The 13,920-nt window shown below is 53.1% G+C and carries 9 protein-coding genes; 2 read left to right on the top strand and 7 right to left on the bottom strand.

Annotated features, from left to right (window positions below; genetic code table 11):
* Positions 1 to 91 precede the first annotated feature (91 nt).
* Entirely contained in the window at positions 92 to 2,560 is a 2,469-nt protein-coding gene (locus tag BLQ59_RS05045) for an amino acid permease (RefSeq protein ID WP_074571830.1), read from the top strand.
* Positions 2,561 to 2,573: 13 nt separating this feature from the next.
* On the top strand, positions 2,574 to 5,078 hold the full coding sequence (locus tag BLQ59_RS05040; protein ID WP_074571829.1) for an amino acid permease: 2,505 nt from the start codon (positions 2,574 to 2,576) through the stop codon (positions 5,076 to 5,078).
* Between the two features lie 70 nt (positions 5,079 to 5,148).
* Here the strand turns inward: BLQ59_RS05040 and BLQ59_RS05035 are convergent, their stop codons facing one another.
* The 7 genes from BLQ59_RS05035 to BLQ59_RS05005 form a co-directional block, all read right to left on the bottom strand.
* Positions 5,149 to 6,882 carry a methyl-accepting chemotaxis protein gene (locus BLQ59_RS05035; protein WP_074571828.1) on the bottom strand — a complete coding sequence of 578 codons (1,734 nt, stop codon included), beginning with the start codon at positions 6,880 to 6,882 and terminating at the stop codon, positions 5,149 to 5,151.
* A 40-nt stretch (positions 6,883 to 6,922) separates the two neighbouring features.
* The gene (locus BLQ59_RS05030; protein ID WP_074571827.1) at positions 6,923 to 8,902 is read right to left on the bottom strand and encodes a methyl-accepting chemotaxis protein; all 1,980 of its coding nucleotides are present in this window, start codon (positions 8,900 to 8,902) and stop codon (positions 6,923 to 6,925) included.
* 216 nt (positions 8,903 to 9,118) lie between these two features.
* Positions 9,119 to 11,179 (bottom strand): methyl-accepting chemotaxis protein, encoded by a 2,061-nt coding sequence (locus tag BLQ59_RS05025; protein ID WP_074571826.1) that lies wholly within the window; start codon positions 11,177 to 11,179, stop codon positions 9,119 to 9,121.
* Positions 11,180 to 11,315: 136 nt separating this feature from the next.
* On the bottom strand, positions 11,316 to 11,858 hold the full coding sequence (gene hpf / locus BLQ59_RS05020; protein ID WP_074571825.1) for a ribosome hibernation-promoting factor, HPF/YfiA family: 543 nt from the start codon (positions 11,856 to 11,858) through the stop codon (positions 11,316 to 11,318).
* A gap of 175 nt (positions 11,859 to 12,033) precedes the next feature.
* Complete coding sequence (locus BLQ59_RS05015) at positions 12,034 to 12,234, bottom strand: cold shock domain-containing protein (protein ID WP_014425364.1); 201 nt, start codon at positions 12,232 to 12,234, stop codon at positions 12,034 to 12,036.
* A 130-nt stretch (positions 12,235 to 12,364) separates the two neighbouring features.
* On the bottom strand, positions 12,365 to 13,084 hold the full coding sequence (locus tag BLQ59_RS05010) for an amino acid ABC transporter ATP-binding protein (RefSeq protein ID WP_014425365.1): 720 nt from the start codon (positions 13,082 to 13,084) through the stop codon (positions 12,365 to 12,367).
* A complete protein-coding gene (locus tag BLQ59_RS05005) occupies positions 13,071 to 13,736 on the bottom strand; it encodes an amino acid ABC transporter permease (RefSeq protein WP_074571824.1) in 666 nt (221 codons plus the stop codon). The genes BLQ59_RS05010 and BLQ59_RS05005 overlap by 14 nt, the downstream gene beginning before the upstream one ends.
* Between the last annotated feature and the right edge of the window lie 184 nt (positions 13,737 to 13,920).

Raw genomic sequence — 13,920 nt, 5'->3', positions numbered from 1 at the left:
TATGGAAGGAATTTTCGACTTTAAAAGCGAAATTATGCAAAAATATATTTTTGTCTGTATGCTCAAATCATTGGAAGGAGCGTTGTTATAAATGGTTAATCGCGATTCGTCTCATTTGCTCTCCCCCATCCATGTCTGGGCTCTTTCCCTGGGCTGTGCTGTGGGCTGGGGTGCTTTTATGGTGCCGGCCAATCTCTTCATCCCCACGGCAGGGCCGCTGGGGACCATACTGGCCATGGGCATCAGTACGGCGCTGCTTCTGGTTATCGGCGCCAATTTCTGCCGGCTGGCCGAAAAATACCATGACGACGGCGGCATCGTGGCCTATGTCCGCAACATCATCGGCCATGACCACGCCTTCCTGGCGGCCTGGATTCTCCTGATTGCCTATCTTTCCATCCTCTGGGCCAACGCCACCGCCAATGTTCTGCTATTCCGCTTCCTTATCGGGGATATCCTCTCCTGGGGCTATCTCTACAGCATTGCCGGCTTTGACATCTACTTTGGTGAGGTACTGGCGGTCTGGATGTTCATTATCGTCTTCGGTCTGTTCACCTGCTATAGCGGCAAGCTGGCCCGCTATTTGAACACCTTTTGCGCCATCCTCTTTTTCATGTCTGTCATTATCCTGTTCGCAGCCATGTTCAGTCAGGTAGGTACGAGCGTATTCAAGCCGGCCTTCCAAACCTATACCAATCCCGCCATGCAGGTCTTCAGCATGGTAATGCTGGCTCCCTGGATGTTCTTCGGCTTTGAAGCCGTTACCCATGCCTGTGACGATTTTAATTTTCCCAGCAAAAAACTCTTTCCCATCATCATAACGGCCGTACTCAGCGGCGGCCTTATCTACATTCTGCTGGCTGCCATGGCCATTATGTCCATTCCGCCGGAATTTTCCTCCTGGACAAGCTATATCGCCCAGCGCCCAAATCTCGAAGGTCTGGCCGGGCTGCCGGTTTTCCATAGTGTGTATGCGGTATTCGGGGCAGATGGACTGATTTTTCTCTTTCTGTCCATCGATTGCGCCATCATCACCAGCCTGATGGGGTTTTACCGCACCTGCGGGCGTCTGCTGCATTTCATGGCCAGATGCGAAATACTGCCTGCCTGGTTCAATAAGCGGGCCGCCGATGAAACGCCCCGCAATGCCATTATCTTTGTGATGCTCATTTCCCTGTTGATTCCCTTCCTGGGACGCGTATCCATTGTCTGGCTCTGCGATGTCATTACCGTAGTTGGTTCTGTCGCTTATGGCTATGCTTCCTACTGTGCCTATCTGTTGGCCAAAAGAGAAGGCAGCCAGCGTGGCCAGTATCTGGGCCTGTTCGGTGTATTTATTTCCTGCCTGTTCTTCTTCTGTCCACTGCTGCCGGGACTGCTCTTAGGCGGCTCTCTGGAAACGGAATCCTATCTCATGCTCTCCGTCTGGAGCATCCTGGGCTTCATCTATTATTGGTATGTATTCAAATACGACAGTCATGACCGCTTCGGCCACAGCACTTCCATGTGCATCATGATCCTCTTTCTGAACTTCTTCTCCACCAGCCTCTGGCTGCAGCAGGTCATGGAACGGCGGCTGCGCGAATCCGTTTCCGGTGATTCCACCACCGATTATAGCGTGCTGGCCACTGACAATATGGTACAGATGGTCATGATCATGATCATCCTGCTGCTCATGACCAATATCTTCATCACGCTGAAGCGGCGCGAACGCAGGATGATCCATTCACTGCGCCATCAGCATGAAATCAATCATGCCCAGAACACCTATTTGCGCAATCTGGCCCATGATATCCGCATTCCCATGGAAGCGGCCCAGACCTCCGTGCATCATTCCCTTGAAAACTGTACTATCTGTTCCGCCTGCCCTGTGGATAACTGCCCTAACCGCATTCCCGACCGGTTATCCAACTGTCTCGGACAGTTGGATAACCACAGCCAGTACCTCATGCAGCTCATCAACAGCATGCTCGATAAACGCAATATGAATATGGGCGATATAGATACGGGCAAAATACCCTTGGATTTTGCCCGTATGGATTGGCGGCACACCTTGCAGCATATCAAGGATATCTTTGCCCTGCAGATGCAGGCCAAGAACATCTTCTTCGAAGTCTACCCCATCGACCTGCCACACCCGGATGTGCTCTGTGACGGTCAACGCCTGGAGCGCGCCCTCATCAATCTGGTCAGCAACGCCTGCGAATTCACCCCCAATGGGGGCGGTGTCATGGTGACATTGCTCGAGACCGGCCCGGCCACCGTAAATTATCAGGGACAGGCTGTCCCCGGGGCCAGCTACGAAATCCATATCAATGATTCGGCGGCCAATATGCCCCCGGACATCATCGCCCATCTGGCCGAACCCTTCGAAATCGAAGACACAGGTCTCGGCGGACTCTGCATCGCCAAGGGACTTATCACCCTGCTGGGCGGCACCATCAAAGTAACCACTGCCCCCGGACAGAGTGTGGGCAAGGATATCGTCGTTACACTGTCTCTGCCACTTGCAGCCACGGAACCTGCCTGGGCAGGCACAGGACCGCTGGCAGAAGGATAAAGGAGAGATGCTTATGAACACGAGCAAAGATAGTGAAAACACCAATGTGCGGCTACTCTATCCCCTGAACGTCTGGGGTCTGTCCTTCGGTTGTGCCGTGGGCTGGGGGGCCTTCATGATGCCGGGCAACCTCTTTTTATCTCATGCCGGCCCCGTGGGCAGTATCATCGCCATCGCCCTGGGCAGTGCCGCCATGCTGATCATCGGGGCCAACTTCTGCAAGCTGGCGCAGAAATACCGTGATAACGGCGGCTTCTTCGCCTATGTGCGGGAGGCGATGGGCCATGACCACGCCTTTCTCGTGGCCTGGGCGCTCATTGTCACCTACCTGTCCATCATCTGGGCCAATGCAACTGCCGTGGTGGTGCTCGTGCGCTTCTACTTTGGTAGCGTGCTGCAATGGGGCTTCCATTATCAGCTGGCCGGCTTCGATGTTTACCTGGGCGAAATCATCACCACCTGGCTGGTGCTGATGGCCTTTGGCTGCTTTTCCGCCTTTGCGGGCAAGGCCAAACGCCCCGTCAACACCCTGATGGCCCTACTGCTTTTCATTGGCATCCTCCTGCTCTTTAGTGGCGTTCTGGCCATGAGTCCCCGCCATGCCAGTTTCTATCCGGCCTTCAACCCGGATATCGGCGGCACGCCATTTCTGCAGATTTTCAGTATGCTGATGGTGACTCCCTGGATGTTCTTCGGCTTTGAATCCATCACCCATGGCGGTGAGGAATTCCGCTTTCCCATCCAGCGCATCTTTCCCATCATCGTGGGCGCTGTCATCGCCACCTTCCTGGCCTACAGCCTGCCCATTGCCATTGCGGTCATGGGCAGTCCCGCTGAATTTGCCACCTGGCACGAGTATATCAGCTCGCTTAGTCACCTGCACGGCTTTGATGCCCTGCCCGTCTTCCACGGGGTTGATGCCTTGCTGGGCCAGGGCGGTATGGCCCTGCTGGCCGCAACCGTGCTGGCGGGTATCTTCACAGGCATAAACGGCCTCTACCGGGGCTGTTCCTTCCTGCTGCAGGCCATGGCCAAAGATGAGCTGCTGCCTGCTGTCTTTGCCAGTCAGGCCGAAGATGGCACGCCCCGCAAGACCGTGTTCCTGATCCTTTTGGTCTCTTTGCCCATTCCGTTTCTCGGCCGCACGGCCATTGTCTGGCTCGTGGATGCCATCACCATCAGCGGCTCCATCGCCTATGCCTATATCTCGTTGTGCCGCTACCGGGAAGCAAAGGCTGCGCAGGATACCGGCGGCAGATTCATGGGGATTACCGGTCTTGTGCTCTCCCTGTTCTTTTTCTTCTGCCCCATCGTCCCAGATCTGCTGCTCGGCAGCACGCTGGATACAGAATCTTACCTGCTGCTGGCCGTCTGGAGCGTGCTGGGCCTTATCTATTACTGGTATGTCTTCAAGCATGACCAAAAGGGACGCTTTGGCAGGTCCTTCTCCCTGTGTACCGTGCTCCTGTTCCTGAACTTCTTTTCCACAGCCCTCTGGCTGCGACAGGTCATGGTCACAAGGATTCCGCTCGCACAGATGGGCGGCTATGCACCTGTCCGCGAGATGCTCACGCAAAGCAGTATGATCCAGATCATACTTATGCTATTGATCCTTTTGTTCATGGCCGATATCTTCACCACCATGCGCAAGCGGGAACATGCGATGAACAAGGCGGTCATCGCCCAGCAGATGGCCAGCCGCACTCGTGGAGCTTACCTGTCGAACATGACCCATGACATCAGCCTGACCATGAACGCCATCATGAGTTATGTGGATCTGGCGCGGGAAAACGGCGAACACTATAAAAACAATGCCGCCAGCTGTCCCCATGAGGCTCTGAACGGACTCTACGAATGCATTGTCCATACCGATTCCATCAGCCATTATTTCCTCCATCTGGTCAGGGAAATGGAACATGTAGACCGCATTCAGGACAGTACCTTGAAACTGTATCCGGTGCCCACCGATATCCGCTACAACCTCAAACAGGTCAAGGATATCTTCACGGAACAGATGCAGGACAAGAACATCGATTTCATGGTCTATACCGCAAAGCTTGAAAATCCCTACGTCTACTGCGATAAGAACCGCCTGCAGCGCATCCTGCTGAATCTCATCAGTCTGGCCTATATGTTCACACCTGTCGGCGGCAGCATCGCCGTCACGCTGGCACAGAAGGGCTTTGCCTATCACGAGGAATCAGCGGCTTTTAGTCATCACCACTTCCAGCTTTACGCTGATTATGAACTGCGCATCCGCAATTCTGATGCAATAATGCCCCCTGAAGTCAAGGAACTAATCCTCAAGGAAAGCGATTGGAATCAGCTCTTCCGTCTGGAAGGCCCGGAAAAAAGTCTGGCCATTACCAAGCATCTGATAGACCTCTTCCATGGTACTCTAAGCATCAACACCGAAGACGGTCAGGGCACCGAAATCATCATTGCCCTGACCCTGCCGCTGGCCAAACAATCCACGGTTCCTATCCATGTCGAGCTGGGAGCAGCCAATACAATCTGAAGAAAAGCAGCTGAAAAGCGGTGGCCGCAATTGTGGCCACCGCCTTTCATATTGTGTCACATGGAGGTGATCATACCTTGAATTCACCCACAGCCGTCTGCAAGCCGTGTGCGAGCTGCGCCAGCGCTTCACTGGCCGAAGCGATTTCTTCGGCGGCGGCGGACTGCTCTTCGGCAGCTGCCGAAACGCTTTCCATATCGGCTGCCACCCGGCGGCTGTTCTCAGAAATCTTGCTGGAACGGTTACGGACATTTTCCGTATCGTCGGATACAATCTTGAGGTCGCCGCTCATACCATGAGCCTTATCGGCCACAGCATCAGAAGCTTCGAGGATCTTATCAAAGGCCGCCTTGAGCTGGCTGACGGATTCCGTGCCTTCCTTGACAGCGGTATTGCCCTTCTGCATGGAATTGACTGCATCCGTGGTATCATGCTGGATGGCACCGATAAGGTCGGTAATGCGTTTGGCGGCATTCTGCGACTCCTCGGCAAGCTTACGGACTTCATCTGCTACCACCGCAAAGCCCCGGCCATGCTCACCGGCACGGGCTGCTTCGATAGCAGCGTTGAGCGCCAAAAGATTGGTCTGCTCGGCGATCCCCGAGATTGTCTCGACGATCTGACCGATTTCCTGGGAACGCTGACCGAGCTTATCCACGGTAATCGTGGAACTGTTGACAATTTCTTCGACGCTGACAATCTTATCGACAGCATGACCGATGGCACTGCTGCCATCCTGCGCCTGCTTATGGGATTCCGTAACATTGGCCGTGACCTCACTGGCCGTCTGGTTGAGATTATCGATGGAGTGCATGGTATTGTCGATGGAGTCCATCGCTTCCTCAACATCCTTCTGCTGCTCAATGACTGCACCGGCAGAGCTCGTAACACGCTGAGCCACCTGCTCGGAAGCCAGAGCCGACTGATGGGCCGTGGCCGTCAGCTCCTGCGAGGAAGCTGCCAGCTGCTCGGTGGAGGTGATGACCTTCTTGATGAGGTTGTTGACGGTAATGCGCATATCACGCACTGCCGCTTCCATACGGCCAAATTCATCGCCGCGCTCGATGGTACCAATCTTGCCGCCCGTGCGGAAGTCACCGCGGGAAAGCTTCTCGCAGACCATGATAACCAGCTGCAGCGGATCGGTAATCTGCTTGGTCACGAAGAAGATCGCCAGTGTCAGGATGACGATAATGGCCACACAGGTCACGGTCATGCGAAAAATCGCAGAGTTCATATCCTCTTTGCCTTTTTGTATTCCCTGCTGCGCATTTTCCAGATTACTGCTCTGGACAGCTTCGAGATCTGAGGACATGCTCACGGCCAGCGGCATGACATTTTCCTGATAATAGTTCATCGGTGCGCGTTCATCCACACCTTCGCCATAGGCACTCATTTCCAACAATTTCTTGGCATTTACCACATAGACATCAAAGTCCTTGCGCACCTTGGCCGCCATCTCAGCCCGCTTGGGATGATTGGCATGCAAGGCCTCATACTTCTTCATGTATTCTTCTGCTTCATCAATGGCGGTATTGAATTTCTTGATCCGGTCCTGCCGCCGTTCTGGCTGGATGGTGTACGGCTGCAGGCTGGCCTGAATCTGTGAATAACGGGTGTTATACCGTACCTTGGCACAGTAGTAAATACTCATGGTGTCTTCATTGTATAGCTCTTCCATGTCCGCCTGGGCGGCCCTGATGGAACTGTAGCCTACCCAGCCCACAATCACGGTAGCAATGAATGCCAGCACGCCGATAATCGCCAGCTTATGCGCCACCTTCAAATTCCTCACGAATCCCATAATAACTTCTCCTTCCTACCTTATTCCTGCTCCCCTGCGGTTATACCCGGAACTTGCCTACGGCTTCCTGCATCTTGCCGGCCAGCGTTGCCAGCGCCTGCGAAGCGGCAGCAATCTCCTCATTGGAAGCCGATTGCTCTTCAGTGGCCGAGGAAATCGTCTGCATGCTGTCCGAAGTCTTGTTGCTGATGCTGTCGATGGCATCGACAGCCGTGACGATATGTTCGGCACCAATGGATACCTGAGATACCGCAGTATTGATAGCCTCCATCTGGCTGTTGATGGAATCCACCTTGCTCATGATATCTTCAAACTGCTCACCCACATCCCGGATGGCCCTCGTGCCCAGCGTAACTTCTTCCGTACCGCTCTGCATGGACTCGACGGCCCGGTTGGTCTCGTTCTGAATGGAGGCAATGCGCTCTTTGATCTGTTCAGCCGATTCCTGGGATTCAGCGGCCAGCTTGCGTACTTCCTCGGCGACGACGGCAAAGCCACGCCCCTGCTCACCGGCACGGGCGGCTTCAATCGCCGCATTGAGCGACAGGAGGTTCGTCTGCTGGGCGATGGAGGAAATGGCCTCGACAATCTGCCCGATCTGCTGGGAGCTTTCGCCCAGAGTCTTGACGACTTCCGAGGACGAGAGCACACTCTGCTCGATGGCGCCCATCTTCTTGATGGCTTCTTCCATCAGGTCGGCCCCCTTCTTAGCCGCTTCGGCCGTCTGCTGGGAAGCCGTGGTGATATGCTTGGCCTGCGCAGACATATCCGCAATATCATGGTAGACGCCATCGACACTGTCCTTGGCACTGCTGATATCACTGAGCTGCTGGGCCACATTCCCCACCACATCGCCCACAGTCTCTGCTACATGCACGGAAGCATCCGCCGACTGCTGGGCATTGGCGGTAAGCTCTTCCGATGAAGCGGCCACCTGCTCCGAGGTCGTGGCCATCTGCCGGATGAGGCCGCTCAAATTCTCGCTCATGGTATTGAAGGCCTGCGTCAGCGAGCCGATTTCATCACTGGAGCTAACCGCCAGCTTATCCTGAGACAGATTGCCCTTGGCCATCTCCCGAGCATGGCGTTCCAATGCCTCGATGGGATTGGTGATCCTGCGGGCGAACTGGAAGCAGACAGCCAGCACCAGAATAAGCCCCACTACGGTCAAAACACCATAGACAAGTTTCAGCGTGCTGACAGAGGCAAACACATAATCATAAGGCACGCTCATGGCAAAAAGCCAGCCCGTGCTGGGCACCTTGGTGTAACCACAGATCATCGCGCCATCGCGGGGGCTGTCAAAGACAAAGACACCATCACCCTTTTGCATCATTTCCTCAAAACGGCTACCAATGCCCGGCAGGTCCTGAAATTTGGAACCGATGGCTTCATCGGTGCCCACACCTAAGATCATGCCCGTCTTATCTGCTACGGCGGCCATACCGGCCTCACCATGGTATTTGACCTTATCCACCTGGGCATCCACTACGGCCAGATCGATATCCGTGCAGATCGAACCATAGAATTGGCCATCTTTCTTGAACGGAGCCACGGCCGATACCACGAGCTTGCCCGTGTTCTTATCCACATAAGGGTCAGTGAAGACCATCTTGCCGGCATTCTTGGCATCATTATACCAGGGACGGGTACGGGGATCTAACGTGCCTGTGCTCTTGTTCTGCGTGCGGTAGGAGGCAAAATAGCCATCCTCCATGCCCACATTGAGATCCAAGATCTCCTTGTCCGAGGCACCGATAGCCAGCGAAGCTATGCTCTTGAGGCGGGTTTCATCGCCGTTGAATTCCGTCATCAGATCTGCGGCGTACTGGGCCGAACTCCCCTTGGCCTGCAGCCAGCCATCCATCTGCGAAGCAGCATCGCCCATCGTCGACTTGAGTTCCTGCTCGACAGCGGATTCCAGATTCTTATCCGCTGTATAGAAGCCGATAATGGAGATGACAGCCATGAGTACACCGATGATACCGGCCAAAACATAGAACTTTTGCCGTATTCCCATAATAACCATCCTCTCTTCTTTTATAATTATCTCCCTAAATCCATAAATATCCGTGTATTTTTACTTCTACATCAAAGAGGCAAATCCTTTTAAAGACTAAAAATTTTCTAAAAACTAGCGGGTACATCGGGTACGGAAAACAGCGAAAAAGATGCTGAAAAGCCTGCATCTGAGCGCGCATCTTTTCAGCATCTCCTTATATTGCCTTATTTTCTTTTAAAGTTTGAATCTCTGCATCTCAGCCTGCAGGTCGCTGGCCAGCTGGGCCAGGCTTCTGGCCGCATCAGAAATCTCATGCATGGAAGCACTCTGCTCCTGTCCGGCAGCTGATACCGACTGGGCTTCGTCCGAATTCTTGCCGCTGGTCTTCGCGATATTGACGCTAGCCTGCAGCATCTGTTCATTTTCCTGGGCCATGGTATCGATGCCCTTGGCAATCCGCTGGATCTGTCTGGTCAGGTCATCAATGACGTTGACGATTTCCTGGAAGACGATATCCGCAGACTGAACGGTATCAATCCCCGCCTGCACGCTCTGGGCGCCACTGGCACTGGCCTCTACCGCCAGTTTCATATCCTGCAGGTTTCCCTTGACCAGATCAGCAATCTGCTGAGAAGACTGGTTGGAACTTTCAGCCAGCTTGCGCACTTCATCGGCCACTACCGCAAACCCACGGCCAGCCTCACCAGCTCTGGCAGCTTCAATCGCCGCATTCAATGCCAGCAGGTTCGTCTGCTCGGCAATGCTCGTAATCATCTGGACAATGTCCGAAATCTGCTTGGAGCTGTCGTTCAATTTCTCAATGGATACCTGGATGCTGTCCGTGCTGGCCGTGATATTATTCATCTGGGCTACTGCCTCCTGTATGGAGCGGCGTCCGCCATTGATTTTTTCCTTGGCCGCCACGGCATTCTGCAGCACGGTATTGGTATCCTTCACGATATTCTGGGCATGCTGCGTAACATCTTCGGCGGTAGCCTGGATATTGCCCGCCTCGACGGCCTGCTCACTGGCCCCCTCGGCTATGCTGACCACGCTATCGGCTACCATATGGGCAGCCTGGGCCGACTGTTCGGCGCTGGCGGTCAGTTCTTCACTGGCAGCGGCCACCTGATCCGACATACTGTTGACATCCCCAATAACCTTGCGCAGGTTTTCAATCATATTATTAAGCGAATCCCCGAGCGCCCCCATTTCATCACGAGCCGCAATGTTCGAACGGCCCCGCAGGTCGCCATCGGCAATCTTGCCGGCTTCCGTCATCAGATGTTCGATCGGATTGCCCACCCGGCGGTTGAATACACCAATCAGGACCACACAGAGCACCAACATAACGACAATAGCCATGACAATGCTGGTGTATCTGGCCTTATTGATGGGGCCGGCATAATCGGCCACAGGCGCCACGAGAACAATCTTCAGATTGTCAATGTATAATGGCGCAATCATGATATAGCTGTCCTCACCTAAGGCAGAGGTCTCCATGAAGATAAGCTCCTGCGCGTTGATGGCCTTCTGCCCAATAGCGGCCACTTCGGCATTGCTGTCTTCCGTTATCTTGGCCTTCATGTTCTTATTGTCATCGCGACTGGCCAGGTAATAACCATCATGGGTGACGAGGAACGCATAGCCCGTATCTCCCACCTGGATATTCTTGACATAATCTTCGAGCTCATCGATATTCATGGTGATGGTGATGACGCCATCGATATGCCCATTCTGCGAGAAAGCCCTGGCACTGGTCATCATATTGCGTCCGGAAATTTCTTCATGATAGGGGCCGATGACGATATTCTTGCCCGGCGAAGCCATGGCCTCTGTGTAATATTTTTCCTTCTGATAATCATAGCCCTTGCTGGTATCGCTGTAATCCATCGTGAGCTTGACCGTGCCGCCGTCACGAATCAGATAAGGACCAAAATAAGCCTGTCCCTCCTGATAGGCATTGGGTGCAAACCAATAACCGCTGCCCACTACCAGATTGTCCGATTCGATATAGCCCTTGGCCATACCGTACAGGATATCCAGATCATAGACTTTCAGCTGGGTGGCCGTCAGCTCCAGGCCGGCGGTTTTCTGCTCCACCTGCATCAGACGCTGGTCCAGCTTATTCGTGATGGCTGTCGCCTGCTGTCCTAAGCTGTTCTTGACCTGATTTTCCATGCCGTCCTGAAACTGAGCAACATTGATGAAGGTCTGAATGGTGAGCAATACGCCTGTGATGATGATGATACAGGCAATGAACAATGTTTTTATACTGCCGTCAGGTTTTCTCATATGATGCCCTCCTTTACAACGTTGTTGAGGCAGATAAAATTTCTACCTATCATTTCGTGCTCAACTGATATTATTCCTGCCTGAATATAAAAAAAGCCTGCGGCAAAATCACATCTGCCACAGGCTTCTTTTATATTCAGTTACCGGATTCAATCAGTCCGTAATTGCCATCGGTGCGTTTGTAGACCACCTGCACATCCTCCGTCTCTGCGTTGCGGAAGACGAAGAAGTTATGGTTCAGCAGGTTCATCTGCATGATGGCTTCCTGTACATCCATAGGCTTGACCACGAATTTCTTGGTCTTGACTACCTGATATTCATCATCATCGGCCGGACCTTCCATTGGCGGTGTCTTCAGCGCTTCTGCCTTGAAGCCGCCACCACGGAAACGGCGGGCCAGTTTCGTTTTCTGTTTATGGATCTGACGTTCCAGTTTCTCTACCACTAAGTCAATCGACGTGTACATATCCATCGTGGCTTCTTCACCGCGCAACAGAATGCCATTCTGCACGGGAACCGTAACCTCTACGATGTGACGTCCCTTGGACACGGTAAGGAGGACTGTGATCTCACCAACCTTTTCAAAATACTTGGTGACCTTGCCCACACGCTTCTCCACATATTCACGCAGGGAAGGAGTGATCTCGATGTTCTTGCCTCTTACAGTGAATGTTGCCATATGACACATCCCCTTTCTTATGCTGCCACAGACTTATTTTGCTGTGGTAAAAATAGCAACTATATTGGTTTATATTCTTAGTATTCGCCGCCAACGAATAAAACCCTTCTTTTTTATTTAAAAATAACAAAACCGCCGGATTTCTCCAGCGGTTATTATGGCGTTATAAAATGAATTATGCCGTTTTGACTACGTTGGAAGCCTGCGGACCACGGGCACCTTCCACGATTTCAAACTCAACTTCCTGACCTTCGTTCAGAGTCTTGAAGCCTTCGTCATTGATTGCGGAAAAATGTACGAACACATCGTCCCCATCCTCGCGGGCAATGAAGCCATAACCTTTTTCAGCGCTGAACCATTTAACTTTACCGACCATTGAGATTCCTCCTGTTGCTTAAAACCTGCCGCCTAACTTTCCGACGGCTCAATAACAATTATAATTGTTACTTATTGAATTGTCAATGTTTTCTTATACATGTATACAAATGTACACAATCTTTTCGCTGTTACAATACCTTGGAGAGGAAACTTTTGGTTCTTTCCTGCTGCGGATGTTCGAAGAGTTCTGCGGGCGTGCCCTGCTCTAAGATGCCGCCGCCGTCAATGAAGAGCACCCGGTCGGCAACTTCCCGGGCAAAGCCCATCTCATGGGTGACGATGGCCATGGTCATCCCCTCTTTTGCGAGGCTGCGCATAACGTCGAGAACTTCGCCGACCATTTCCGGGTCCAAAGCCGAAGTCGGCTCGTCAAAAAGCATAACCTTCGGTTCCATGGCCAATGCCCGGGCGATGGCCACGCGCTGCTGCTGGCCACCGGACAGCTGGCTGGGATAGTTGCCGGCCTTATCGGCCAGGCCAACCCGTGCCAGAAGTTCTTCGGCCTTCTTCCTGGCCTCTTCCTTGCTGACCTTCTTGACCTTCAGCGGGGCCAGCATGATGTTTTCAAGCGCTGTCATATGCGGAAACAGGTTGAAGCGCTGGAACACCATGCCCACTTCTTCGCGTACCTTGTTGATATTGGCTTCGCCATCCAGCGGAGTGCCAGCCACCGTGACCTTGCCGTCGGTGGGTTCTTCGAGATAATTCATGCAGCGCAGCAGCGTACTCTTGCCGGAACCGGAAGGACCAATAAGCGCCACGACTTCTTTCGGTTTGATATGGAGATTGACACCTTTGAGGACTTCCACCTTACCAAAGGCCTTATGTAAATTTTCAATGACGATCATCTTTTGCAAACCTCCACTCCAAGAATGCCACAAAGCGGGAAATGGTCAATGTCATGACGAGATAGATAATGGCCACGCAGGTCCAGATTTCCACCGAGGCATAGGTCTTGGCGATAATCAGCTGACCACGGCGGGTGAGTTCCTCAAAACCGATAACCGATACCAGCGAGGAATCTTTGAGCAGGGCAATGAACTCATTGCCCAGCTGCGGGATAACCCGCTTGAAAGCCTGCGGCACGACGATATAGCGCATGGTCTGCACCCAGGTCATGCCCAGCGACCGCCCAGCTTCCATCTGCCCCTTGTCGATGGACTGGATGCCCGAGCGGAAGATTTCCGCCACATAGGCACCGGAGTTCAGGCCGCAGGCGCTGATGGCAGCCACATAGGGATCGCTGCGCTGACCGGTCATGAGCGGCAGGGCAAAATAGACGAGGAAGATCTGGATGAGCAGCGGCGTCCCGCGGAAGAAGTCCACATACACCGCCGCAATCCAGCGGAAAATCCGGATGCGGCCAATCCGGGCAATACCCATGAACAGACCAATGATGATACCAACAGCCACGGACAATGCCGTAATCTTGATGGTAATCCCCGCGCCTAACAACAGCAAAGGGAACGACTGCACAACCAAGTCAAAATTAAAATCCATATCTCTCACCCTGCTTATATTTATTCACTAAACATGTATAATTATAGAACAATATTCTAAGAGTGTCAACCTGTAAAACGGACTGTTACAAATTGCAGTTTATCGGGGAGTTCGTGGCAAAGGTATCCCGCTCATGCGCAGTCAGGGGTTCACGGGGGAGTACTTTTTCTGGTTGCGCTAAACG

This window comes from Pseudoselenomonas ruminantium (assembly GCF_900104055.1).
Taxonomy (GTDB): Bacteria; Bacillota; Negativicutes; order Selenomonadales; family Selenomonadaceae; genus Selenomonas_A; species Selenomonas_A ruminantium_C.
This window is presented reverse-complemented; position numbering and strand designations above follow the sequence as displayed.

Coding starts and splice junctions, on each gene's coding strand:
- BLQ59_RS05005 (WP_074571824.1), bottom strand. CDS start 13,736: ATGGATTTTAATTTTGACTTGGTTGTGCAGTCGTTCCCTTTGCTGTTG.
- hpf (WP_074571825.1), bottom strand. CDS start 11,858: ATGGCAACATTCACTGTAAGAGGCAAGAACATCGAGATCACTCCTTCC.
- BLQ59_RS05015 (WP_014425364.1), bottom strand. CDS start 12,234: ATGGTCGGTAAAGTTAAATGGTTCAGCGCTGAAAAAGGTTATGGCTTC.
- BLQ59_RS05040 (WP_074571829.1), top strand. CDS start 2,574: ATGAACACGAGCAAAGATAGTGAAAACACCAATGTGCGGCTACTCTAT.
- BLQ59_RS05030 (WP_074571827.1), bottom strand. CDS start 8,902: ATGGGAATACGGCAAAAGTTCTATGTTTTGGCCGGTATCATCGGTGTA.
- BLQ59_RS05010 (WP_014425365.1), bottom strand. CDS start 13,084: ATGATCGTCATTGAAAATTTACATAAGGCCTTTGGTAAGGTGGAAGTC.
- BLQ59_RS05045 (WP_074571830.1), top strand. CDS start 92: ATGGTTAATCGCGATTCGTCTCATTTGCTCTCCCCCATCCATGTCTGG.
- BLQ59_RS05035 (WP_074571828.1), bottom strand. CDS start 6,882: ATGGGATTCGTGAGGAATTTGAAGGTGGCGCATAAGCTGGCGATTATC.
- BLQ59_RS05025 (WP_074571826.1), bottom strand. CDS start 11,179: ATGAGAAAACCTGACGGCAGTATAAAAACATTGTTCATTGCCTGTATC.